Genomic DNA, 23,659 nt, shown 5'->3' on the forward strand with positions numbered 1-23,659 from the left:
CACCTTCAGGCCAACGCGCGTTTCCAGCACCGAAGAGCCTCGAATCATGCATTGACGATTACGCGCTTGTGAAGAATCGATCGAAAGCTTTGCTCGGAGTTGCTGATGAGTTGCGCCTTCAGGCTAGCGCACAGACGTCTTAGTTCGCGAAGTAGACGTTGGCGTTTCGGCCAGGAGAAGCCAGGCGTTCAGTCCGAACTCAAAGCCGCTGGCTGGTTTGAGTTCGCCGTGCACCTGACCTGCCTCCAAAGTCGCTGCTCCATGAAGCAGAGCCCAGAGAGCGACCGCGGCCTCTCTCGCATGCCTCCCTCCGATCACGCACTGCACCTGTTCAACAGTAAAGCTCCAGAGGCTCTGGCGAGGCGAACCGGCATGATCAGGTGTATGAAAACTCATGAATACTTCGTAGAGATTACGATTGTTCCTTGCGAAATGCAGGTAAGCGCCAGCCATCCTGCGGATTGTTTTCGCAGCATCCGAGCTATGGGCGGCTTTTCGCAAGGCCATCTCCAATCTGCGGGCGCATTCATCCGCGAGGGCTGCCTCAAGCGCCGCCCGGTCAGAAAAGTAGCGATAGAGTGCGTTCGGCGCGAGGCCAAGAGTAGCCGCAATGTTTCGAAGAGACAGATTGCGAATGCCGCCGCTCGACAGCTCCTCCAGCGCGGCTGAGAGGATGGCGTTTCGGTCTGTCTTGGAGGGAAATGGCACGTGAGCAGTGTACACCTTGATCGGAAAACCGGCCATGGTGTACAGTGAACACCATGAAGATGTGTGGTGACCATCTTCGGCAAAGGATGGGACGGACATGACCAGGTTTAAGGATGTCGTCATTACAGGCGTATCAACCGGGATAGGGCTTGAGACAACAAGGTTGTTGCTTTCCAAGGGTTATCGTGTCTTCGGCTCGGTACGAAAGCAAACGGACGCTGACCGTCTTCAGAAGCAAATGGGAGACCGCTATGTGCCGCTCATCATGGATGTCACGGATGCGGATGCAATTCAACGAGCGAGCGAGAAAGTAGGAGCCCTGCTCGGCTCGGAGAGGCTGGCGGGACTGGTCAACAATGCCGGAATGGTTGTGAGCGGCCCGCTTTTGTATCTGCGGCCGAGCGAGTTCAGGCGCCAGCTTGAGGCCAACATGGTGGGCCCATTGATGGTGACGCAAGCCTTTGCTCCGCTGCTTGGTACAGACGAGAAGAGAACGGGGACTGTAGGCCGCATCGTGAATATCAGTTCGACTGTAGCGAAGGTCGTACCGCCTTTCTTGGGTGCGTATGCCGCCTCGAAGTGGGGGCTCGAAGGGATGTCGGAGGCACTGCGGCGCGAACTCATGTTGTTCGGGATCGATCTGGTGATCATTGAACCCGGGACGGGTAACACGGCTATGTATGACAAGGGTGAAACCGAGGACCTGAGCGAGTTCCAGACAACTCCTTATTGGGGAGCAATCGAGAACTACAGGAAATACATTGTGGCGGAGGGACGTAAAGGGTTGCCACCTGAGCAACTTGCCAATGCGGTGTATGTAGCACTGACCGCAGCGAAGCCAAAGACCAGATATGCGGTTGTGCCGCAACGCTTGAAGAACTGGACACTGCCCAGGCTGTTTCCAGACCGGGTGGTCGATAATGCAATCGGAAAGCAGATGGGATTCATAAAAAAGTAAGGTGAAGGCAAGTAGGCCGCCTCAATACTGGGGGTCAGTCAGCGTTGAGGATTCGAGCGCAAGAAGATCTCCAATGGTGAGAACAGGTCGATGCGCTCATTGAGCCGGAATCTTGGGGGTTCTCTCCTGGGTGGTTGGTCGGCAAACCGCACCCTACGCTCTTTTAGCTTCCAATAAGATTCTCGCAGCTCGTCGTAAACCGGTTTAGTTCCATGTAGCCCGTTATACGGGAGGACTGTCGACCTCTCGTTTCCACCTGAATGCTGTTTCGCTGATCATGACCCGAGCAGGTAGTGAACCCTCTGCAAAATATTGAAGTGGGCGTGGTGAACGGAAAGACCACAGTACACGCCTGCGAATAAGCGGAGATCGTGAGCAGACATATTCCGATGGCGTAAGGAGTATGGCGGCCTGTAAGCGGATCAGGCAAAACGGCTGAGCTTGCGCAGGAAAGCGCGAAGCTGAAGCGGCTAAAAGCTGAGCTGAGCGTGGACAAACTGGTATTGAAGGACATCGCGGCGGGAAATGATCTCGGTCCAATTTGTGGACAGAACGTTGTCGACACCGCCACAGCACCCGCACCCGCTCCCGCTCCGTGCTGTGGCCTGTTTTCGTTCTAACGTTCTCATTAGATCCGATCCGACCTGCGGCTGGTCTCGGACATGGGGGAGCCTCTTTTTTGTGTCAAGACTTGGGCGCAGGCTGCACTGGCAAGAGAGAGCCCTGCTGCCAGCCAGAGGATACGGCGGAAGCCGAAGACGAACGCCCCGTCTACTGCATGCTCGATACGAGGGTCATCGGTCTGGATTGCGGCGAGTCGCAAGCGCTGCTTCTCGATCGACTGTCGATCTGGCGCGGGAAGGGCAAGTTGATCAAGCCGGCGACCCAGGTCGTGCCGGAAGGATGTAAGTAGCACCAGCCCAAAAACCGCAACGGCAAGCAAGCTAGCCAGGCGGGAAATTGCATTGTTAATTCCCGAGGCGATACCTGACTGGGCAACAGGTACTGCGTTCATAACAGCAGTTGTAAGGGGTGCGACGCTTATCGCCATTCCGATACCAAGGACGACTACCGCCGGGAAGAAGGTTGTCCAATAGGAGCCGCCGATGCCGGGCAACGCCGCGAGAGCAAATCCCAGGGCTGCAATCGAAGTACCGACGGTTAACGGACCTCGGGCCCCGAAGCGACCGATCAATCCTCCTGACCATTGCGAAAGCAGGAACATGAGAAGAATTAGCGGAAGGAGAGCTGCGCCTGCCTGTGTAGCTGAGTAATGCTGCACCTGGATGAGGTTGAGTGGGAAGAAGAATAGAAGTCCGTTGAGTGCGGTGTAGAGGAACAAGGTAAGCAGGTTGGCGCCTGCAAAGGTTGGCGATCGAAAGAGACCGAGTGGCAGCATAGGCGTCGAGATGCGTGTTTCGACAATTAGGAAAGCGACGAGAGCCGCCACACCGAACGTCGCCGCGAGCGGAACGAGAACTCCGGGTCGGTGTGCTTCGATGATGGCAAAGGTGATCCCGGTGAGGGCAACGGTGGCGAGAAGCGCGCCAGACCAATCAAGTGTGCTGCCCATCTGTTCATTGCGGCTTTCAGGGACACGCCAGAACGCGATCACCAGGATGGCAATCGCGAGGGGAAGGTTGATGAAGAAAACCCATCGCCACGAAGCGTGGTCCACCAGCGAACCGCCAAGCACCGGTCCAATGGCCGCTGTCATGGCGCTGAAGCCGGACCAAATCCCAATGGCTCTTCCGCGCAGCGCCGGAGGGAAGCACGCGCTGATCAGTGCGAGACTACCGGGGACGAGCAACGCCGCTCCAATCCCCTGCAAGCCACGCGCCGTGGTGAGCCACAAGATCGATTGCGCCAGACCGCACCAGGCAGAGCCAACGCCAAAAATAACCACTCCCAAGGTGAACACGGTACGACGTCCGTAGAGATCGCCCAGCGATCCTCCGACGAGCAAAAGGGAGGCAAGAAAGAGCGCGTAGGCTTCGATGATCCACTGAATCTGGTTGGCGGTTGCGTGAAAGGCGGTCTGTATTGCGGGTAGTGCGACGGTGACCGCGGTCCCATCGATGAAGGCCATGCTGGAGCCGAGAATGGTCGCGGCCAAAACCCACTTGCCATTCGGAGCCTGGGGGAAACCGGTTTCGTCCTTAGAATCGAGACCTGCTGGCGTGATTTTGATAGGAATGGACACGGTGCGCTGTGGCCATGATATCCGGCGTTGCCACAGCGGCTCCATATGGAGTAACTGTGGACGCTGTTACCTCATGCATATTCATGCCCCATTCATGCGGCGCAAACGCGTGCAGGCATCAGACTAAGGGCGAGGTAACGTTCATGGCCACGTCGATCGACACCAGGCAGACCGACTTCTCCGAGATGGATAATGCGGGGATTTCTAAAGAGCACTGGAAGATCATGCTGATCTCGGGCATGGGCTTCTTCACCGACGCCTACGATCTCTTTGTCATCGGCGTTGTGATGGCGCTCCTAAAACCTATGTGGCATGTCGGCAAAGTGGAAGAGGGACTGGTCGAGTCAACCGCGTTGCTTGCTGCAGCTATTGGTGCCCTCCTCTTTGGTCGAGTCGCGGACATGGTCGGCCGCAAGCGGATCTACGGTGTCGAGGTACTGGTTCTCGCCGCAGGCGCAATCGCCTGTGCCTTCTCTCCCAATATCTGGTGGCTTATCGGATTTCGTTTTATTCTCGGCATCGGAATTGGCGGCGACTATCCAGTGTCCGCCACCATCATGAGCGAGTACGCCGGCAAGGCACATCGCGGGATGCTCGTCACCCTGGTCTTCGCGATGCAGGCGGCCGGACTGATCGTCGGTCCTCTTCTCGCCGCCGCTCTGCTCTCGACGCATCTCTCGCATGACATCATCTGGCGCATTCTGGTCTCTTTTGGCGCCTTGCCCGCCCTCGCCGTTTATGGTGCCCGTCGCCACCTCAAAGAGTCACCGCGTTTTCTCAAAGCTGCGGGTCATGAAGAGGACGACTTCGGCAATCTCAGGAAGGCGAAACATTTTGATAAAAAGACGCACTCGATCTCCTTCTGGGATGGCTTTCACCGTCTCGTCGATAGCAAGATGATTCTGATTCGTCTCATCGGTGCAAGTGCCGCTTGGTTTCTGATGGACTTTGCCTACTACGGAAATACTGTCTCCAGCCCGCTTGTGCTCTCGGCCCTTGGCAACGACCATACAGTCCTGCAGAAGACACTGACCCAACTCGGCATCTTCACTGTGTTTGCGGCGCCAGGCTATGCGATCGCGGCGCTGACGATGGATAAGCTTGGCCGCAAGACGATACAGGGCCTCGGCTTCGGCATGATGGCGCTGAGCTTTGGCCTGCTCGCCCTCATTCCCAATGTCGAGAAGCTGATGTACCCATTCCTAATTATCTACGGCTTCAGTTACTTCTTTACCGAGTTCGGCCCGAATGCCACCACCTTCGTTTACCCTTCGGAGATTTTTCCAGTTAAGGTTCGAACTACTGGCCATGGTATCGCTGCCGCCATGGGCAAGATCGGTGGCTTCTTCGGCGTCTTCACCTTTCCGTTCTTTATGCACTGGCACGGCTTGCCTGCCGCGGAAGGCGCGGCTGCCATCGTCAGCGTCCTAGGACTGATCGTCACAATCTTCCTCCTCCCCGAAACCAAGGGTAAGAGCCTTGAAGAGCTCTCGGAAGAGCCATCGACTCCGCTCGAAAGGGCAGCCGCCTGACATCCGCCAAGGGTTAGGATGTGTTCACCAGCGCCCGAGGCTTCCACGGATTCTCGGTCAGATTACGCTTGATTTCCTTAAGCCGTCGAAAGGCGCGGGATTGGAAGTAAAGCTCATACGGGGTGGCCAGATTATGCTCGATCCGAGCCGGAAACTAGTTGATTCCAAATATTGTTCAGAGCGCGTGGGGCGGCTCTGAACCAGAGCGGGCCCGGCCTCCGTAGCCTCGTACGCTTGAGACTGAACTCTATCGAATTAGATGGGGTGCCGCGATATTGACGAATTCGCGAGAAGTGACGATCTTCGTGCATTTCCAGTAGGCGGGGAAATGCTTCTGATTTCCGGTAATCAGGTAGTCAGCACGGGCAGCATCTGCGCATTCGATGAAGATGTTGTCGTCAGGGTCGCTAGTGACAGTAAGTTGTCGCGATGGCGAGACGGTATGGCTATGATTCTTGACGAGTTGAATGAGTTGTTGCCGCGCCCCTCTGCGAATCGCGAGCTCAGATCGTCCCAGTACATCCGCATACTCCTCGAGGATAGGAGTTGAGATATAAAGACGCGCGGGTTTTGTGATTGCAAGGAGAAAGACCGTGCGCTGAAGACTCTCTGGCTTAAGCGCGGCGGAAATCAGCACATTTGTATCGATAACCAACCGAAGGGAGAGCATCAGCTCTTCCTTCGCTGCGCCCTGGATGACTTGATGACCTGATCGATTTGACGCGAAGTAATTAGGTTCGTCCCTTGTTGCTTGGCTTCCTGCCCAATGATCTTGAGGACTTCTGGCTCTGGAGCAGCCAATTTCACATAGTCACGCAGGTTCATTAGTACCGCAGTGGGAGTACCTCGCTTTTCGATAACGAGGGACCTTTGCTCCACATCAACGCGGCGCAGCAATTTCCCAAAATTTGAACGTGCGCTTAAAGCTGAAACAACAATTGAGTCATTCCTTCTTGGCGATACGGTAGCCATAAACTCTCCATTTCCTCTGTTTGAACTGTACAGTTCGCATTTGCAAGACGTCAAGAAACTGGTACTGGCTCCCGTGTGTCAGGTGGTCCTCCTCATGTATTCACCTAAACAGGAGAGCGTTTCAGATGTACTCGTTACCACATTATCGGTGAGTTTCTAACGAACCGTGGTTTCAGCGGACGTTGATATTAGGGTTGTTTTGAGTGACGCACTGCCACGTTATTGTTCTTTTACTGAATTGGGATTCATGTCCAGACTATGTTTCAGACCGACAGATTTAGGCTGAAATAACATTTAGGCCGCAATTTTCATAACGACAGCTAACGCTGTTGCAGGTGTCGGACCTGGACCGGATGGACCACCCAGCAGCGGTGCAATTTCCACAATCTTCTCCGAACCGCAAAGACCGCAACGGCGCCAGGCTGAGTTTGATACCTTCTCGCAGTTCTCGCAGTAGACGGCCTTCTCTACGGGGATCGAGACAAGACCCGGCTCATTTCGGATCATCTGTACATTGTGCATAGCTCCTCCCAATTGTGTCGGGGTAGCATTTCTGCCGCCCAGCCGCCACGATCATGCTGCCTGTCGACCTGCCAGCATTTCCAGTTCCGCGACCAATCGCCTGAGCGCCTGGAGGTTGCGGATCGTCGTCATCGACCGGATCTGCAACCGTTCTAGGACCAAGACGAACGAGGTATCTCCGACCTCTTCGGCAAGAGAGTTGGCTTTGTGGATGCCTCGAGTAGCCCGCTCCATCGCGTCGAGCACATTGATCTTTAGCTGTGCGTTCGGTATGGCGTTCGCCCTTCGTGCATGCGCGATGCGCCAGAGTATCTCCCCATATATCGGATCACCGAGAATGCGCCGAAAACCATCGATCTTCGCCGTTGTCTTCTGATCGATGGGGCCCCGTTGGACAACTGGCGGTCTCGGACCGGTTGCGAGATTGTTCTTTCCCACCGTCGCGCTTCCCTTTGGCAGCGCCCACTGTGGGAGTGTCGGAATCTGGAGCGGTTGACGATGTTCGTTGAGCGGCACCCACATCTCTGCGAAGTTGTAGAGATAGCGGCCCAGTCCGAAACAGGTACAGGACCGCTTGAATGCTTGCGCCTCGGCGCTGGTCATGGCGTTCTGTTCATCAGCCCACTCCTCTCCGCTTCCCGTATGGCATCCGAGGCCACGGATCGTGAGGGTGCAGGTGAGGAGCACTTTGCCTGTTTGGATGACCTTGTCCCGCTTCATCCGGCTCACGGCCGAGACCGTATTGACGTCGTAGCTCCTCGTCCATCCGGTCGGGGTGAATATCTGGTTGAGACGGTCGGTGTACGCTCGGGGGTCAGCAAAGGCAATGACAGCTCCCCGCTTGCCGTCTTGGGTCGAGTGAGTGACACGCCACTTGATCTCGGAAGGATCAAAAGGCTCCACCAGTTGCGCAAACAGAGCATCGAGATCCGGGCTTTTGTTCGCTTCTTCGGTCGCCATTGTTCTATCTCCTCAAAGATACAGGCGCTCCGAAGAGCGCCTGTATGTGGTCCTAAAAGATGCACCTCAGAACGGGATGTCGTCGTCGGTAATTCCCTGGTCGGCATAGGTGTACTCTTCGCTGGCCGCGGACCGCGACTGACCAAAGCCACCCGTGTTGCCGCGCGAATGATTCCCGCTGCTTCCATAGCTGGAACCACTGTTCTCGCCACCTTGACGGCCGCCCAACAAGGTCAGTTCGTTGATCAGAATTTTCGTGCGGTATTTTTTCTGAGCGGATTCTTTGTCGTCCCAGGAACGGGTCTGGATTTTGCCCTCGATGAAGAGTTGCGTGCCCTTCTTCACATAGTCCCGTACGACCTCGGCGGTGCGGTTGAAGGCAACGAGGTTGTGCCACTCCGTCTTGTCAGTCCAGTTACCACTACCGTCCTTTTGGCGGTCCGCAGTGGCGAAGGAAAAGCTCGCGACGATCATGCCGCTGGCTGTGGAGCGGATCTCAGGATCTTTGCCGACGTTCCCGAGCAGGATTGCTTTATTGGTACCCTTTGCCATGGTGATGCCCCTTTCCGAGTCTTTCAGTTGCGTACATGATCGAGCGCCGCAGACTGCGTCACCTCAACATAGTGCCCTCCGGCATAGAGATAGAAACTGCGGCCATCCATGCTGATGTTGAGATACCGGCGCGTAACGCGATGCTTGTAGAGCTCAATGTCGCCGGCACGGCCCATATACATATAGGCTGCGCACTCCTTACGAGTAAGGGCCATTTCGAGGGGCGCCCAGTTGGGCTCTCCGACAGTGATGGAGACTCTGTTCGCGGAAATCATATTGTCAATCCCTCAGCATCCGGCGGCATTCCAACATGGCTGTGCCGACAGCCAACGCAACAGACGGCTCCGGTCATCTTCTTGATCGCCTCTTCGAAGCGCAGGGGTAGGCCGATCGGCTCGCCAGCGCGACTGTAGAAGGTGGGAGCCAGTTCCCCTCGCAACGCCCTGTGTCCTTCCTTCCACAAGTCGAGCGGCAGAGTGCCGTCCCGTCCGCGAAAGAGGAGCCGCGACGAGATCTCCGGGCGCTTGCGTGCAGTCGGCAGCGACAAAGTATGGAAAGAAATCGCCAACTCATACGTCCGCACCGTACGGAACATCTCGATCCGCACGAGACTCTCCGCGAGGAAGATGGCGTGACGTCCATTGACTGCAAGGGAATCAATCGACTGCAACCAGGGCAGAGAGCTTCCGTCCAACGATAGGTAAGCGCATGCGCGGCCCATGTCGGCGACGGCCCCGCCGGACTCCACACCACGAAGCACATAGCGTTTGGCAAGGTGCTGGTGTTCGACGGAGATTGCGGGCACGCAGTAAATTCCACGCTTCTGCAGAGCTCTGAGCACGGTCGCGGGAAGCGCGAGGCCATGGAGAGTGTGGCGGGGAGAGGCAGGACCAGGCTTCTGTTTTCCGGAAGGGATTGGCATTGTCGTCTCCTTAAGCCATCACAATCTTGCGAACGGGTTGGCGGAGCGCTGCCCGGATTTCCTCTTTCGTGCATCCGGCGCGGCACACGTAAAAGCGAGGGTCGGAGATCTTGATTCCAAGATTGTTCCGCGACCGGTCCCTTCCGCCCTTTGCACATGACGGACACTGCGCCTTCCAGTTGCGGGTATCCTGCTTGCCAGTGGTCTGGACGTAGTCGAGGATTCTAAACTCTCGATAGCCGGCAGTCGGGATGCGGGGGACGAATGGCACCGGCTCGGAGTGCCTGTAAGCGTGCGGCAATGCCATTCCTTTCGTGAGTGTCCCGAGTTCGGCGCCCGTGAGTTTCTTTAGCCGCTTCAGGTAAGCCAACTGTGATTCGGGTGTAATGTCCGCTTCATAGAACCAGTAGCGGCGGTTGCTCTTCCGATGTACCCCGAGCGGGCCGCGAATCGCGTTGCCGTAGGCGCCCTCCTTGATCTCATCTTGCCTCGGGAAGACCTCGATCCCTTCCTTGAGGCCGCCACCTTTAACGGGAACTCCAAGACGGAGCGCGAGGTTATAGATGTAGATACGGCATTGAGATGCCAGCAGGGGCCTCTCCCCGAAGATCCAGAGATGACCGCCGCGGCGTGATTGTTCGAGCGCGGCCTCCACTCCGTCCTGCTTCAATTCCCACTGCAACTGGAACAGGGCCTCGAGCGAACCGTCGTAGTCCGCGTCGATCGCTACCCACTTCGAGCTTTGGGTCTGGGGATTGATTGCATATAGGTTGATGGTCATGTCACCGTTCAAGTGCATCCTTACCGCACCCGAATCGAGAGGTCGGGTCTGCTTGATGTACGGCACCGTGCCGTCCGGTAATGGTTTCTCTCTTTGAATTCCGTAGGCCAGGCGGTTCACGAATAGCCTCATGAAGTCCTCGGCGGTTTGGCGACTTACGCAAAAGTGATCAGGCATAACCGGAGTCTCCTTTCTAGCTGTGTGGTTGTACCCCGGGTCCGAAACTCGGTCAAATCTAGTGGTGAGGCCGGCGAGGAGCGCCAGTCTGGCTCTCTTCTCGCCGGCTGGGGTAGGCTCTATGCAGTTGCCGGTTTGGGAACGGCAATAATCTTGACGACGGACCCCAGGTTCACGGAGGTGACCGGTTTCATTTTCTCGGGTGGAACCCGGTGGCTTTTATCAGAAGCGCCACAGATGATTCCGTTGACTCGTGCAATGCTGCGATTGATCGATCGAATACGATTGGCGGACAGACGCATGACGACTCCTCCAGGATTTGAAGTGGGTTGGAACTGGGTTGTTGGGTGGAGGGCAAGACGGGTTGACTAGGCGTTTGCCGACTGCAATTGGGACAGCAGTAATCCGGGCTGTTCGACGTAGCTGAACAGCTTGTACTCCGAGAAAACCCGATCGAATTGCTCGGAGGTGAACTGGTCTTCACAGTCCTCGAACGAAAGCATGTACCAGTCGTCACGCTGCCGGTCGAAGACGTAGATCGCTCCGGATGCGGTGTCCTCGGGCGCCATCTGCAGGAGCAGCACACCCTTCGGCGTCTGGATCCAGCGTGTGGCAATGGCTTCTCCGATCTCAAGGAACGCGGAGACGGTCTGTTGAATATTGCTGGCGGCGCGGTCGCGCCAGTTGAACATCTTGTAAGCGGACATCTTTCCTAAGCTCCGTTGCATGGTGACTCTCCTCTCTTTCGTGGTTGGGTTGAAGGGTACTGGCCTATCGGGACTGGCCTCGTAGCGTGAGTGTCCAGACCCGGATGAGCGAGGCAAGCAAAGCCCCGAAGAGCAAACTCACTCCTACAAACCAGAACGGATGGTTGGCGGTCGCGCGATAGAGCGTGCCGCCGAACAAGGTGATTACGCCTGCATCGAGCGACGTCAGCAGGACACAGAGCACGAATCGAACAGCAAAGCGGAGCGAGAAGAAGGGAACATAATCGACGGGAGCCGAGACGATGCGGGGAATATTGGGCATAGGGATTCCTTTCTATGAGGGGCACGTTGGGCCGGTAGGGTTGAGTTTTAGGGTGGTGGAAGTGGGACTGAATACGACATCTTGGTTCCGTCCAACAACCAACAGAGGTTTCTGCAGGCGTTGCACACTCCGGCATAGCGAGCCACGAGTCGTGGCTCCACAATGTGTGGGTACCAATAAGCTGGAGATGAGTGTTTACTCCAAAAACATCTCATTCCGCCAACCCCGAAATCAGTGGCATGTACAAGGGGATAGTCAAGAACGAAGTGATAGAAGACAAGCGACTTAGGAAGGGACGATTCTGCTCAATAACTCGGCAAAGATGCTCAACCGGTCTGCAATGGGAAGGGAATCGGAAGTCAATAGGAAATCAATCGGCAGGCAATCGATGCTCGAGAAGACGCGCTACACCGAGCGAATCTCATAGGAATAGGGAAAGCCTTAAGCGAAGAGCAACTCTCGCAAGGAGACGATTTCGGAGTTTTTGGAGTTCGTCAGCGTGCGTGTGTCCAGCAGCGAACGACGAAACGAATCGCTCAATGCAAAGCCGATTCGCTTTCGGGACGAACTCATTTCGGCGGCAAGCAGGTACAAAATGTCGTCGTTCGCCGCAAGGTACAACACAGTGTCTGTTGTTTCATCTTTGTCGAGACTCTCGCGAATGGAGCGATAGCGAGATGCGGCCTTTGGATTTCTTTCATACTCGATCGCGAAGCTGTGCGTGTTTCCGTCTACCTCGATGTCCGCGACAGCATCGAAATCTTTCGTCGCTGAACTCTCGAAGACCAAGTTTCGTGATGTGATCTCAAGTTCGCTCTTCCAGGATCGGAGGAGACCGAACTTCGCCAGCGCGAGGCGGATATTTACCAATTCGAGTGCATGTGTGACTTGCGAGGGATGGAGAATTTGGTCCGTCGTGCTAGGCAGCGACAGCAAATAGTGTCCACGCGATTCGAGAAATGCCAGCCCCGACTGCGTGATTCCGAACACCGGTCTGCTGAGGTGCCGCTGTCCTGCGAACCTCGCAATCAGGCCCGCCTTCTCAATACGGGAGACTCGCCAGCGAATAGACCTGGGCGCCCCCGCTATCCCATCGAACGATAGCAACTCACAAAGTTGGTCGAAATAGATCGCGCGCGCGTTGCGAATATGGAGCATCATCGGCACGTCGCATGCGTCGGAGAGGGCAATATATCCCTTGTAGTACCTCACTGAGGCGCTCCTTCCCCGCGCTCGGAGAGCGAAAGGCGGTTGTCTGCCACGTCGATCTTCCATCGACCCAGGTCGCTCCGAACCCAATCCATAGCGCCCATCAGCAGCATCGCCTCGTACCTTGGACCACGCAAACTGATGGAGATGGGCTGCACGCCGGACGACTTCCAGCCAGTCTTGGCAAATTGAATCGAGCCATGAGCAGCAGAATTCAGAGTGACGAGATAAGCATCCGGAAGAGTTACGGCCGCCGTTCGTACAAACAAGAGATGGGTTCTTCCGGCGACTTGGTTTGGCCCGGAGCACAGAAATGTCCGCCCGATAACGCGGGACGGGAACTCCGGATCGAAGCCGCTTTTGGCATTGAACCTGATTTGGCCCGGATAGATGGCACTGTGACTGAGGCGTCTGCCACACATCAGGGCGGCCGCATTGAAGTAGGCCGCCCTTCGCCGAAAACAGTAGGGATCGCTTGTGTCGGAGGAATGCATTGCCCACCAGTTCGTCCCAAAACTGATCACGCAGATGCGCATGACTCGGTCTCCGCTGTCAGCGTGTTCAGGAGCGCGCGGGTCTGTAGCATCCTCTCCGGTCCGCGAAGATGATGCAGGAACCAGCAACGCTCGAAGAAGTACTTCGGCAATGGCAGGTTCCTCTCGTGGAAATGGAGCAGGAGCTTGTCGAGTTCCGCCATCGCGCTTGTGAAAGCAATGTCATCCTCGCTGTCTGGGCCGAGTTCCTCGCGGAGATAATCTTCCCAACCCTGTGCGTCGGAGTTGCCACCGATACCGCTCTTGAAGACAGTCCAGAGAGCGAAATAAGGGTTCTTTTCGATCAGATGGTTTAGCAAGTGCTGAACCTGTTTGGCCGGGGACATGGGCATGATTGCGTCGGCCACAATCACTTTGGCTTGGGCCTTGTCGAACAAGAACTTCGTAAGACCGGATAGGATGCGCTGATTCAGGGACTCAAGCTTGCTCGTCCGCTCGGGCTCGCGAAGCGCCTGGATACGCTCCAGTTCTAGCGCGAACTCAGTGGGAAATGTCTGTTCGCGGATCGCGTAGAAGCTCCTGAACAGTTCCGTGCGACCGCAGGCAAATGCATAGGGCTGTCCGGTGGCGGGGATCTTCTCGCGCACATAGGAAAGCCATTCGTCATGGTTATGGAAGGCGGAGGGAGTCTTGTCGTTCATTTCGCCCTTTCTATGCGCCCTTAAGGGATGAGTTGCGCCGGCGCTCCTGGTCGAGCAAAAGTGTTGTCTGATTGAGGCGCTGTTTGAGATTCTGTTCGGTGTTTTGCATTGCTTCAACTCGTCGCTGGAGCAACAGATTGCTCTGCTGTAGGTCGGGGGCGTTCCCATCAGGCCCAGAAGTGGCCAGCACATCGACTGCCGATGACTCTGGAGATTTTCCTCTGTTGGCTGAGGGTGCGCGCGTCTCCGTGAGCTTGCGCACGTTTCGGCTCAGATTCCCGGCCGCATCTTTCTCTTGCTCTGATGACTGTGATTTGAGCGCCAACGCCCTTTCCACTTCAGTATTGTGGGTCTCGACCAGGCGGTTGTGCTGTTCGGTGCGACGATCAATTTCGATGCGGTCGCTGACGCGGCCGTTCCACAACTCCGCGATGAGGGAGGCGGCGATGACTTCTTTCTTGTCGGCAGAACGCCATTGCAGAAAGACGACAGCAGCCGTTCCAGTCAGCAGGAGAAGTGTCACTACGTTCGACCAGAAGTACAAATCATCGATAGTGTGTTCCACCACGGCGTCCCGTCCTGTCTGCATGGAAGATCCATAGTCGTTCCCGTTCGGATTGACCTTGCCGAGAACGTAATCGAAGAAACCCTGTTGCGTGTGCGCCGGATTGGCGGGAGCCGCAGACGGTTGGTTCCGAGCCTGTCCCAACGAAGCCGTTCGGGATAGGCAAAGGGAGGCGAGAACGACTAGAGTTGGGGCGTCCGATAGACGCCTCATACTCACGCTCCTGGCAGGGTGTCGAGCGAGACCCCTGCCGTTCGCCTGCGCCGCTGCTTACGGTTTTCAGCCTCCTTGAAGCGCAGGTTAACGCCAATCTCCGCGTCAAGGTAGCTGTGCATCTTCGGATAGAGACGCGGTGAAAGACCTTCCAAACGGAAGCTCGGGGTGCGGCGAACATGCAGATGCGAGTGGCGTGTGCCCTCCCGGCTGTCGACCATAAGAATCTCCATTTGGCCCACCGGCAGATTCTTGATGTGCTCCTCCCGCGCCCGCGTCTCCTTCATTTCACTCTCGCTACCTGTCCCGGTTTCCGTGTACTTGGCCGAAAAGATTCCGGTTCTCCGGACCGCCAGGTTGCGGCGTTTTGTCGCAATCTTGGCTGACGCTTTCAAGAACCATTGCGCCGTATTCTCCTCGGAGACGTTCATGAGCATCTTCGTTCCGGGGGCGGAAGAGACCTCGTCCGAGAAGGCCTGGCTGACTCGCTGCAGCTGGGGCAGGCTCTGGAACGAGAAGAGAAACGATACTCTGGCACCGCGTGCGGTCTGAAGCACCTGTGTAAATCCCGGATAAGCGAAGGGAGCGAACTCATCGAGGATGACGGAAAGCATCGGCTCATCCGCATCCCGGTCGCCGGCAGATTGCGCATAGCGCTTGCCTACCATCAGCTGAATGTTCTGGAGAAGAATCTTTCCCAACGCTTCCACTGCGCGTTGATTGCGGTTTGTGTTGAGTGAGACAAACAGGATTAAGTCTTTCTCGAAGACATCGTCGAGCGTAAGCAGGTCCTGGTACGAGCCAGTCACGATCGACAACTCATCCTCAAGGAAGCTCAACAACTCATTCAGAAGGCCCTGAATCTTCTCCACACGTTCCCGGTCGGAGAGCGACCGCTGCAACATCCGCACTGACATCTCGAAGTTCAGTCGCTTTTGCATGGAGATACCAGCCAAAGTAGAAAGACGCTCTTTTGCAAGCTCGATCTGCTCCTGAAGGACGTTCTCATCGAGTGCCATCACGAGCACGTCGTAGACGTTGAAGAGCTTGCCTGTGTACTGGAGTACGCGAACCAGGTCAGAGAGATACGCCTCCTGGTGCCCCTTAAAGAAGTCCTCGCGCAGCCCGAACGAACGGAAGATGAAGTTCACATGCTCCTGATAGGCGTCGTCGAGCGCGTAGAACGGGTTGTACCGCGATGACTCGGTGGGATGGGTTGGATCGAGGACGCGCAGGTCCTGGAGGCGGCCAGCAGCTTCGATGTGCGGTAATAGACGGTCGAGGAACTCGCGTTCGCCCTTGCCGTCGAAGATAATCATCGGCATCTTCCGGTTGCCAAAGCGGCGCGCCAAGTCCTGCGCGATGACGTTCTCGAGGAATGTGGATTTGCCGGCGCCCGTGCCGCCCACGATCACGCCGTGCTTCATTCTTACTGCGTCGGGCCAGAGCCAGGGTTCTTTGTGGACGTTGTACCCGAGAAGTGTGGCCGCGTTCTGGTTGGCGTCGCGAGCAATGGACGCATCCCGTGTTCCGGCGACAAAGGCCGGTGGGTGTGGCCAGTTCTCCTCCCGCTTCCTTCGTTTGCCAACGACCTGAGCTACGACAAATCCTCCGCCAAAAAAGAGGATGGCGCAGTTCATAAAGATTTCGAGGCACTGTTCGTTGCGAAGATGCATGCGGGAGACGGCGACGTACCAACAAAACGCAATCACGGCGCAGCCGAACAAGACAAGGATGCCTGCAAGGTCCTCGGGGCCGGCCTGATAGCGGCGCGGTTGATCGTAGGATGGACTCATCGATGCCCTCCAAGAGTGAAGTAGAAGAAGACGGCGATCAGGGCGCAGAAGAGCGAAAAAACAAGAGTCACGAAGGCGCTTGGCTTCCAACGACCTTTGGCATCGACTGGCTTGAGCTCGTCTTCAAGTGACCGGAGAAAGGCCTTCTGCAAATCCGATTCTGGATCGTCGCGGTAGATCAATCTAAGCGCGATGCGCACTTCTGCCGGCGAGACGTGACCCTGCGCGTCCACAATTAAAGGACGGCCTCAACCGTCAACGGTCGGCCCTGGTCTATACCGAAGTTCAATTGATAGAGCTGGGGCGGGTTGCCCTGGGAACTTCCGATGCTGACGACGGCCGTCGTCGTCTGCCCCGGCGCAAGATCATGTACAACGGATTCGGCCTGCACGACGGCGAGGCTGGATCCCGGCTTCGATTTGAACGCTCCAAAGCTCTGCGGCGATAGCTGGCGATTTTGTAGGACGATAAGCGAGATGGGTTGCTGTGTCGGAATCGGCGCAGATACATCCGGGGTTGTCAGCCGGAACGGTGCCTGGGTCTGATTGGTGACGGAATAGCGGATATACATCTGATCCTTCGAACGGTACACCTGCTCGATGTCAATCTGCACGCGGCCCGTGGCCAGCTTCATCGGATCATGCGCGATGTCCTCTGCACCCATCATGGTCTGGGCCAGAACCAAGGCGGCTATCTTACGAATCTCCACATCCGACGTCTCCGCCGACTCCCGCGACTTCGTATGTGGATCGGGTGGAGGCTCATTGCGAATCAACACATCCATTGTCGCAAGCTCACCGGCGGGGTCCAGTTCGTAGCTGATTTGTCGCGACGCTGTCCATACGAAGAGGTTCGTTGACACCTGCTCACGGAGTGGCATTACAAAAACCTTGTCATCGTGATGCTCGACCCTGAAGCTGTCGGGATCGGCAATCGCGAGTGTCGTCACAGGCTCCCCAAACTCGAGAACGGTAAGATGGTTGAGAGATGTCTCGACGTGACGGATCTGGCTCTGATTGGTTGTTTGCGCCCCCGCCGCGGCAACTGCAAGGGTAAGGGGAATAGTCAAGAGCGTTTTCATACAGGCCTCCTGGGGCGCATCGTCACTAGAGAAAGGAAAGGAGAAGCCAAGCCAGAGGCTATAGCTTCTCCTTTGCCGGTTAGGAGTTTTCCAGTGATGCCGGAATACTCGTGTTTTCGAAGATCAGCGTGCGCTTTCCCGTGTACTGAAAGAGAAAGACCTTCTTCTCACCATCAGGGCCTTCTGGATTGACGATGCGTTCAACGAGCCAGGCGCGCTGTTCGCTGTCGAACCAGACGTAGCCGTTGATAGTCTTTGGAAGACGCACTCGGACCCGCTGGCCGCCGGTGACCTCTGCGAAGGTATCGACGACCTCTTGTGGGAACGACTGGAAGAGAACGGCGCCGGAACCTGTGCCACCAGTGACGATGGTATTCATCGCCTGTGCCCATGCCCGCCGGTTCTCTTCCTTGCCCTGTGCCCAGTAGTGCACGAACAGGTGGAGCGAACTGAACTGATCTTTCGCTTCCTGTTCATGTTCCCAAAGGGCGGCCTGTGCTTTGTTGCGAGCAAGAACTGCAGACTTCTTTTGTTCTTTGTCCTCGCTCTTGCGAACGGCTTCCCATTGAGCCTGAGCGTTTTTGAGTTGTAGCTTTAATTCCTCCTCGCGCTGGACGATCCGGCTAGCGATATCCGCGTAGATCGAGTTGACGAGCTGGCACTCCTCGAACATCTCTTTCTTGACGATTTCGCCCGAGAAGAGTCCGCGGAAGTCCTCGATCGCCATCTTCTCTGCGAAGCTGCCGTCGAGTTCTCCAGGGAGAAAACCCAGTTCCTTGCGGAGGACGTTATAGAGCCTGCCAACCTTGTCTGTATCGGCGACCTCCAGGTAAGTCGGTAGATCCGAAATCCTGCGCTCCCGTTTGTATCGGAGCCAGGGTGCCGGTGCTACCTCTTTCCGGATGTCGCTGACAACAGATTCCTTAATCTCGACCTTATGTTTTAGGGAGTCGAGCGCGTTTTGCAGTTGCTCGACGAGCTTATAGGCCAGATCGGGCCGTCCCGCCGCTAGACACGAGGTCTTCAGATCGGTAATAGACCCGATTCGGTTTCCTCGCGCTTTCATCGCAACCAGATACACATTCCACCAGGGAGACTTCGCCTTTTCATGCTTTGTCTTTTCCTGCTGGAACTGCTCTCCGTACGCGACCCTTCCCGCGATAAACTTTGGGAATTGATCGGACGGCATCACGCAGATGGTGTCGAAATCGAAGTCGCCACCATTCTTCTTAGCCGTCTCCGAATGAAGGATGTAGGTTCCCTCCATGCGAAGCTGACGCTCAAGAATGTAAGCGACTAGCGATTCGTCAAGGTCGGGCAAACCCAACGCTAGTATTAGCGCCGAGATAAGCTCGTCGTTGTTGAGGTGACGGACCGGAAGCAGGTCCTCCTGCATTCGTATGGGGTAACGAATACAAAGGCCCTTCTCCGCAGTCAACGAGGTGATGGAGGTATCTTGCGGTATCCAGTCCGAGGCCGAGAGAATCTTACCTCGATACTCGATCAGGACGCCGTCATCCGCAAGAGCGAAGGACGGCAGCTTGAGATCACCACCGGTGCAGGTACGAAATGCCCAACGCGCCAACTTGCGATTGAGCTGATTCGCCACGTAAGGGAACTTGATGCTTGTTCCACTACGGTCCGCCAGAAGCACTGCTTCTGCCGGCTCCCATCCTTCGGAAACAGAATTGCTCCCCTGTTCCAGTGCATCAAGGTCAAAGCTGACATCTTCGTCGATCGTCGCAACCTCGGACTTGCCGATTACTTCGAATAACGCCTCATAGTCGCTTTCATCCCAGGCCTTCCTCACTTTGCGAACCCGCTCGATCGCTCGAAGCATGACCTCAAACTGAAGGGCCTCTTCCGAAGCATGTTCGACCAGGGTATAGCTCGATCCGAACTCCGATGCACGGGACAGTTCCTTAATCCCGAGAATCGCTGGACCTGAATACATCCGGCCTGACGTACCCAACTGTGGAAGGAAGCGAACGCCTCCTTTCAATGCTGGTTTGCAGGAGCTCTCCGGCAGAATGACATCGACCCCGAGCCTGTCAGCCACGCGATCGCTCACTGCCTTCAAAGCGCCCTTTGCCTGCTTCGGTTCACGCGTATCGAATGCCAATCGGAACTGGCAAAATCGGTTGGTGCCGATCTTCAGCTTCCGGTAGAGGGATTCACGCACCCAACCACGGCAATCGTTGGTGCCGAGGACATGGTCCTGGACAACAACGATACGTAAATCGGGTTCCTCCACCATCAACTTGCAGTCGGAGACGAGGATCGCGAAGTACACGATCGCCGCCTCGGGCCAATGCTGAAAGCGCTCAGCAATCTGCTTGGCATGCGCCTGATCAACGAAGTAGAACTTGCCATCCTTCGCCGAACCACTCGCGCCTGCCAGCTTGTATTCGACCCCGCCGTAGATGAGCTTCGCCATGCGGTTCTCGACCACACACTGCTCAAATGGCGTCAACTCGTGCGGCACACTCACCCGCGCTACCTGGATTCCGGGATAGACCTGCGCGAGGAGCTTTCCCTCGAGCGTGTCTTTCCGTCCCAGTTTGGACTGTTTACGGGTCACTTCTCCGGACGCATCGATCTTCAACTCGAGGATGAGCCGGTGATCGAGAGCCGTATTCTGTGTCCTATTCGCTGTCATATTCTCCTCACTTGTCTGGCGCTTCCAACGAAGTGACAAGAGACCTGCTGACGCCGGTTTCCTGTATCTGTCGCCTGGCCGCCCGGGTTAGGGGTGGGTATGGACCGAACCAGGTTCGAGAGTGCAAACCGGGTCAGCGGAATTCCTCATCGCAAAGCGATAAGGCGTCAAAGGAGGCTTACAGGGACCGTTTTCAGGTATGTTTCCTCTTTGAATCCGCGCTGACCGTGCGGCCCTATCTACGGAGGGGCCGTTTCACTAATGTCGGAGACCCTCCCTGTATCTCCGCCTCCGCCTTATAGGCAAGGAGGGTATAGATAACACTGTTCTTCGACTGAAATGCCTTAATCAGAGCCTCGCCCTCACTGGCAACTTCCCCGCCAAGCTCGGGCTTCTCAGTGGATGAACCTTCCTTGGCAAGAAAGTATCGAACGATCTCCTCGGTCTGCTGGCGCGACCTTCGGCCTCGCCTCGGCTCGGCGGCCGGTCCCACCGCCGGCTCCATCTCAGTAACCTTCGCTGTTACGGGCTCCATCATTGAGCTCCTTTACTTTCCGTCCCGTCGCTCTCGGGCATAGCGTCAGGCGCAGAAAGAATTCGGTCGCGGCGCTCCCCGTCGATCGGACGTTCGCTATATTCTGCAATCCAGAGTCCGTCCGGATTTACATCCGACCTGCGGTCCGCGATCAAACGTAGGCGATATTCGTTCACAAAGTGATCGGTCGATTCAGTCTCCTTGGAGAGATGGTGAACATCCTTCACGCCATACGCTAGATAGGTGAGCGGCTCGCCCGAGACTGAGCTGAGTTCACGCAGATGGAATACAGATTCAATCTGACCGTCATCGATCTTCCCGCGCGTATTATCGTCCGCCATGGCCTTGATCGTGTTGGCGCGGAGATTGCGCGTCATCATGTTGAGACTGTTGGCCCAGCGTTCATCGACATTGGCAGCTGAATAATTGAGATAGCTCGAAAGGAAACGCTTCACGAAGGCCTCATCGAGAAATTCATCCGTGCCAGCAGTCGCGGCATTGCTGACTGCTCCCTTTGCTGGCTTGCCCAGCACGGAGGCTTCGCCATTGGGGCCGATTCGAATGACAGTCGGTGGCTGCATTCGCATAAGAATTGCGAAGCCGATCGCAAGCAACGCAATGGGAACAGTCAAAAACGCGAGAAGCCATGCTTTGTTCGCATTCGCCTTAAGGGCTCCATCAACTTCGTAGTACTTCGGTGTTACAGCGGACGGTTGATCTGATGGAAGCGTGTTGCTTTTCATGAATCCTCCTAATCTTGAACCGACGTTCCCCTCGCAGCGCCCGTTAAGCTACGTGCGGCTAGGCGGGCGACGTGATAGGTGCTCCAGGTGCCGATGTTGTAGCGATGCGCACTTGGTCCCCTTATTGCCACACCGGTGGCACATGCGCCCACGCTCGGTCTGGAACTATCCCTTATGGGAGATCGACCGGCATTGCTTGAGTTCTGAATGGTGGACGACACCACGCCGCCGCTCGACTCCTCGCTGCTACCCGTGCCAACTGCTTCACTCAGGAAGCCTCGCATCTGGTCGGCATGACCTTCCGCAGTTGGTTCGCCCCCAGACATCGAGATGCTATTTGTTAGTTGGCTCGTCGTGGCAGCGGCCGCCCTGGAAGTCTGCTGGGGCGGTGTCGGTTGATTCCCGCTTGCAGAGGTCGCCGCAGATCGAGCAGAGCCTGCGGACACGCCAGCAAAAGAGCCCGCTGATGTGCCGGCCGTTGCGCCACTCCCTCCTGCAGCCACCCCTGCCGCCGCCCCTTCAACGGCAGCCGCACCTACGGTCAGCGCCGTTACGGCGGTTCCTACCATTGCGGCCGCTGTACTTCCGACGTCGCCGCTGACGATTCTCTTGGCGATAAAGGGAATTATGGCAATTGCTAAGGAAAAGATGATGCTTGCAATTCCAATAAGGAAGGATCCCTCAAGATTTCCCAACCCTCCCAGAAAGTCATTCTGATTGAGCATCTGCCCCACCTGGCCCATCTGCACGGCAGTCAGTAGAGCCCCAAAGCCTCCATACAGGATCGGCCACGCATTCCAGATAAAGACATTCTCGACATACGCCTTAGCGATACGGTTCGTCGCCCCCAGCGGCATGAGTGCAATCACAATCGGGCCAAAGATATAGAGAACGCTGCCATAGAAGATGTAAAAGAATCCGAAGATCGCGACGACGAAGGGGTAGAGAATGTAGGCGACGATAATCAAGACCCCATCCACCAAGCCAGCGATCGAACCGGTGACCAAACCCCACATCTGTTGAGTTCCATCCTGGGTGAACTGATTCTTGAGATCACTCATCCAATTCTCGAAGACGTTCCCCCCTGACGCGTTGCTGATCCAATTGCCCGCGTTCACAAAACCCTGATTAACAGTGGTAAAGATCGCGCTATAGTTCATCACGACAATCGCTGTGACAACGTACTTGATGAGGTTCGTCCCCAGTCCGCGCACATCGCCGCCGTGCATGGCGGATTGATAAACTTGCCAGAGAAAGCCGACAAGAAGCATCACATAAGCTGCATTCTGCATACCGGACGTGATGCTTGTGGAGTTGATGCCCGACACAGCCTGCGTCAGGAAACGCTCGAACAGGCTCAGCTGCGTCCCCTGGAAGAACGCGAACACGCCCACGCTGGGATGCAAGTTGGTGCTGAAGAGCATCATGGTCGTGTCACCTGTTCGTCAACGATCCGTTGATGAGGCTATTGTTGTTCGTGTTGTCTGACGTCGCGAGCTTTGAGACTTTGCTCTGGTTAGCCAGATCGATGCCGCGAGTTCGCATCAACTCGGCCAGGGCAGACTGCGTATACGCATTGGCGCGGACGACCCAGATGTCAGCCTCCGCTTCGAGGATCGGAGCACTGCCTGGTGCAGAGGCAGAGATCTGTTGGCCCATTAGATCGGCTTCCGCTAGTTCAGCATCCGCCAATGCATCGATAGCTACCGCCCGTTTCATGGCGTCCTGCGCTTGGGCGTCAGTCATATCAGTCATGTTTCGTGTTGCTGGGGACGCCGTATTTTGAGCCATGACGACGCCGTACACAGACTGGAACTGAGAAGATATAGCTGGAACATTGCCCGTATTTCGTGACAATAGAAGTGACTCGAGGCCCTGAGATTGGGGCAAGGTGGCGCTTGTGATGTTTACATGAAACATGTTGCTAATCTGGCTAAATTGATTTTCGAACTGGGATACGGAATTCTTTGCTTGATTAATTGAAGCCAGCGGGTACATGACATCCTGCTCATATTTAGCTGTCGTCTGCTCGTATTGGTTAATCGTCTTGAGCGGCGTCGCCATATATGTGTTCATTAGCGACTGCATCTTTGATAGGGCTGCCATAATGGCCGCGGTATCGATGCCTAGTTGCCCGCGGGCATGATCGGGAACGAGTACCAGGAAACCGAGCGCAATCGCCGCAGTTTTCAAAAGAGATGGGCGGTACCACAGGCGTTCCCGCAATTGGGTCGTTTCGATATCAGGCGTGAACTTCACAGTCTCATTTGACGTGTGCTCGGGTCGGCGCCAGAAGAATGGTTTCCACGATTTATTGCGATTTTGCTTCGGATCCGTCATGTTTTTC

26 protein-coding genes are annotated in these 23,659 nt (G+C 56.1%); 3 read left to right on the forward strand and 23 right to left on the reverse strand.

Going from position 1 to position 23,659, the window contains the following annotated elements:
- Positions 1-123 precede the first annotated feature (123 nt).
- Entirely contained in the window at positions 124-831 is a 708-nt protein-coding gene (locus tag RBB76_RS22255; RefSeq protein WP_429631121.1) for a TetR/AcrR family transcriptional regulator, read from the reverse strand.
- On the opposite strand from RBB76_RS22255, the gene RBB76_RS22260 reads away from it, so the two are divergent.
- Positions 806-1,666 carry an SDR family NAD(P)-dependent oxidoreductase gene (locus RBB76_RS22260; protein WP_429631119.1) on the forward strand — a complete coding sequence of 287 codons (861 nt, stop codon included), beginning with the start codon at positions 806-808 and terminating at the stop codon, positions 1,664-1,666. The two genes, RBB76_RS22255 and RBB76_RS22260, sit on opposite strands and share 26 nt — an antisense overlap.
- A 628-nt stretch (positions 1,667-2,294) precedes the next feature.
- Here RBB76_RS22260 and RBB76_RS22265 read toward each other — a convergent pair.
- Positions 2,295-3,869, reverse strand: a complete 1,575-nt coding sequence (locus RBB76_RS22265; RefSeq protein WP_429631117.1) for an MFS transporter — start codon at positions 3,867-3,869, stop codon at positions 2,295-2,297.
- 143 nt (positions 3,870-4,012) lie between these two features.
- On the opposite strand from RBB76_RS22265, the gene RBB76_RS22270 reads away from it, so the two are divergent.
- Positions 4,013-5,401 carry an MFS transporter gene (locus tag RBB76_RS22270; RefSeq protein WP_429631115.1) on the forward strand — a complete coding sequence of 463 codons (1,389 nt, stop codon included), beginning with the start codon at positions 4,013-4,015 and terminating at the stop codon, positions 5,399-5,401.
- 247 nt (positions 5,402-5,648) lie between these two features.
- Here the strand turns inward: RBB76_RS22270 and RBB76_RS22275 are convergent, their stop codons facing one another.
- The 15 genes from RBB76_RS22275 to RBB76_RS22345 all read right to left on the reverse strand — a co-directional run bounded on the left by RBB76_RS22275 (position 5,649) and on the right by RBB76_RS22345 (position 16,294).
- Positions 5,649-6,071: a putative toxin-antitoxin system toxin component, PIN family gene (locus tag RBB76_RS22275; protein ID WP_429631113.1), complete on the reverse strand. Its 423-nt coding sequence runs from the start codon at positions 6,069-6,071 to the stop codon at positions 5,649-5,651.
- Entirely contained in the window at positions 6,071-6,373 is a 303-nt protein-coding gene (locus RBB76_RS22280) for a type II toxin-antitoxin system Phd/YefM family antitoxin (protein ID WP_429631111.1), read from the reverse strand. The genes RBB76_RS22275 and RBB76_RS22280 overlap by 1 nt, the downstream gene beginning before the upstream one ends.
- 294 nt (positions 6,374-6,667) lie before the next feature.
- Entirely contained in the window at positions 6,668-6,895 is a 228-nt protein-coding gene (locus RBB76_RS22285; RefSeq protein ID WP_433963481.1) for a hypothetical protein, read from the reverse strand.
- Positions 6,896-6,946: 51 nt separating this feature from the next.
- Complete coding sequence (locus tag RBB76_RS22290) at positions 6,947-7,855, reverse strand: Rad52/Rad22 family DNA repair protein (protein WP_429631109.1); 909 nt, start codon at positions 7,853-7,855, stop codon at positions 6,947-6,949.
- A 66-nt stretch (positions 7,856-7,921) separates the two neighbouring features.
- A complete protein-coding gene (locus tag RBB76_RS22295; protein ID WP_429631107.1) occupies positions 7,922-8,407 on the reverse strand; it encodes a single-stranded DNA-binding protein in 486 nt (161 codons plus the stop codon).
- 23 nt (positions 8,408-8,430) lie between these two features.
- Positions 8,431-8,682, reverse strand: coding sequence for a hypothetical protein (locus tag RBB76_RS22300; RefSeq protein ID WP_429631105.1), 252 nt, complete (start codon positions 8,680-8,682; stop codon positions 8,431-8,433).
- Positions 8,679-9,329, reverse strand: coding sequence for a hypothetical protein (locus RBB76_RS22305; RefSeq protein WP_429631103.1), 651 nt, complete (start codon positions 9,327-9,329; stop codon positions 8,679-8,681). The genes RBB76_RS22300 and RBB76_RS22305 overlap by 4 nt, the downstream gene beginning before the upstream one ends.
- A 10-nt stretch (positions 9,330-9,339) precedes the next feature.
- Complete coding sequence (locus RBB76_RS22310; protein WP_429631101.1) at positions 9,340-10,287, reverse strand: TOTE conflict system archaeo-eukaryotic primase domain-containing protein; 948 nt, start codon at positions 10,285-10,287, stop codon at positions 9,340-9,342.
- Between the two features lie 368 nt (positions 10,288-10,655).
- Entirely contained in the window at positions 10,656-11,015 is a 360-nt protein-coding gene (locus RBB76_RS22315) for a hypothetical protein (RefSeq protein ID WP_429631099.1), read from the reverse strand.
- 43 nt (positions 11,016-11,058) lie between these two features.
- Positions 11,059-11,316 carry a hypothetical protein gene (locus tag RBB76_RS22320; RefSeq protein WP_429631097.1) on the reverse strand — a complete coding sequence of 86 codons (258 nt, stop codon included), beginning with the start codon at positions 11,314-11,316 and terminating at the stop codon, positions 11,059-11,061.
- A gap of 441 nt (positions 11,317-11,757) precedes the next feature.
- A complete protein-coding gene (locus RBB76_RS22325) occupies positions 11,758-12,528 on the reverse strand; it encodes a hypothetical protein (RefSeq protein ID WP_429631095.1) in 771 nt (256 codons plus the stop codon).
- Positions 12,525-13,061, reverse strand: a complete 537-nt coding sequence (locus RBB76_RS22330; protein WP_429631093.1) for a hypothetical protein — start codon at positions 13,059-13,061, stop codon at positions 12,525-12,527. Before RBB76_RS22330 ends, RBB76_RS22325 begins: the two co-directional genes overlap by 4 nt.
- Positions 13,046-13,720, reverse strand: a complete 675-nt coding sequence (locus RBB76_RS22335; RefSeq protein WP_429631091.1) for a hypothetical protein — start codon at positions 13,718-13,720, stop codon at positions 13,046-13,048. The genes RBB76_RS22330 and RBB76_RS22335 overlap by 16 nt, the downstream gene beginning before the upstream one ends.
- 10 nt (positions 13,721-13,730) lie before the next feature.
- Positions 13,731-14,498, reverse strand: coding sequence for a hypothetical protein (locus RBB76_RS22340; protein ID WP_429631089.1), 768 nt, complete (start codon positions 14,496-14,498; stop codon positions 13,731-13,733).
- A 2-nt stretch (positions 14,499-14,500) separates the two neighbouring features.
- Complete coding sequence (locus RBB76_RS22345; RefSeq protein WP_429631087.1) at positions 14,501-16,294, reverse strand: type IV secretory system conjugative DNA transfer family protein; 1,794 nt, start codon at positions 16,292-16,294, stop codon at positions 14,501-14,503.
- 2 nt (positions 16,295-16,296) lie between these two features.
- Between RBB76_RS22345 and RBB76_RS22350 the strand changes: the two genes are divergently transcribed.
- Complete coding sequence (locus RBB76_RS22350; protein WP_429631085.1) at positions 16,297-16,425, forward strand: hypothetical protein; 129 nt, start codon at positions 16,297-16,299, stop codon at positions 16,423-16,425.
- A 104-nt stretch (positions 16,426-16,529) separates the two neighbouring features.
- Here RBB76_RS22350 and RBB76_RS22355 read toward each other — a convergent pair whose 3' ends face one another.
- The 6 genes from RBB76_RS22355 to RBB76_RS22380 form a co-directional block, all read right to left on the reverse strand.
- Positions 16,530-17,375, reverse strand: a complete 846-nt coding sequence (locus RBB76_RS22355) for a TrbG/VirB9 family P-type conjugative transfer protein (protein WP_429631083.1) — start codon at positions 17,373-17,375, stop codon at positions 16,530-16,532.
- Positions 17,376-17,454: 79 nt separating this feature from the next.
- Positions 17,455-20,034 carry a hypothetical protein gene (locus tag RBB76_RS22360; protein WP_429631081.1) on the reverse strand — a complete coding sequence of 860 codons (2,580 nt, stop codon included), beginning with the start codon at positions 20,032-20,034 and terminating at the stop codon, positions 17,455-17,457.
- Positions 20,035-20,269: 235 nt separating this feature from the next.
- A complete protein-coding gene (locus RBB76_RS22365; RefSeq protein ID WP_429631079.1) occupies positions 20,270-20,572 on the reverse strand; it encodes a hypothetical protein in 303 nt (100 codons plus the stop codon).
- Positions 20,569-21,312, reverse strand: coding sequence for a hypothetical protein (locus tag RBB76_RS22370; RefSeq protein ID WP_429631078.1), 744 nt, complete (start codon positions 21,310-21,312; stop codon positions 20,569-20,571). Before RBB76_RS22370 ends, RBB76_RS22365 begins: the two co-directional genes overlap by 4 nt.
- Before the next feature lie 8 nt (positions 21,313-21,320).
- The gene (locus RBB76_RS22375; RefSeq protein WP_429631076.1) at positions 21,321-22,739 is read right to left on the reverse strand and encodes a type IV secretion system protein; all 1,419 of its coding nucleotides are present in this window, start codon (positions 22,737-22,739) and stop codon (positions 21,321-21,323) included.
- 7 nt (positions 22,740-22,746) lie between these two features.
- Positions 22,747-23,652: a hypothetical protein gene (locus RBB76_RS22380; protein WP_429631074.1), complete on the reverse strand. Its 906-nt coding sequence runs from the start codon at positions 23,650-23,652 to the stop codon at positions 22,747-22,749.
- Between the last annotated feature and the right edge of the window lie 7 nt (positions 23,653-23,659).

Origin of the sequence: Tunturiibacter psychrotolerans (genome assembly GCF_051013365.1) — a bacterium.
GTDB lineage: Bacteria > Acidobacteriota > Terriglobia > Terriglobales > Acidobacteriaceae > Edaphobacter > Edaphobacter psychrotolerans_A.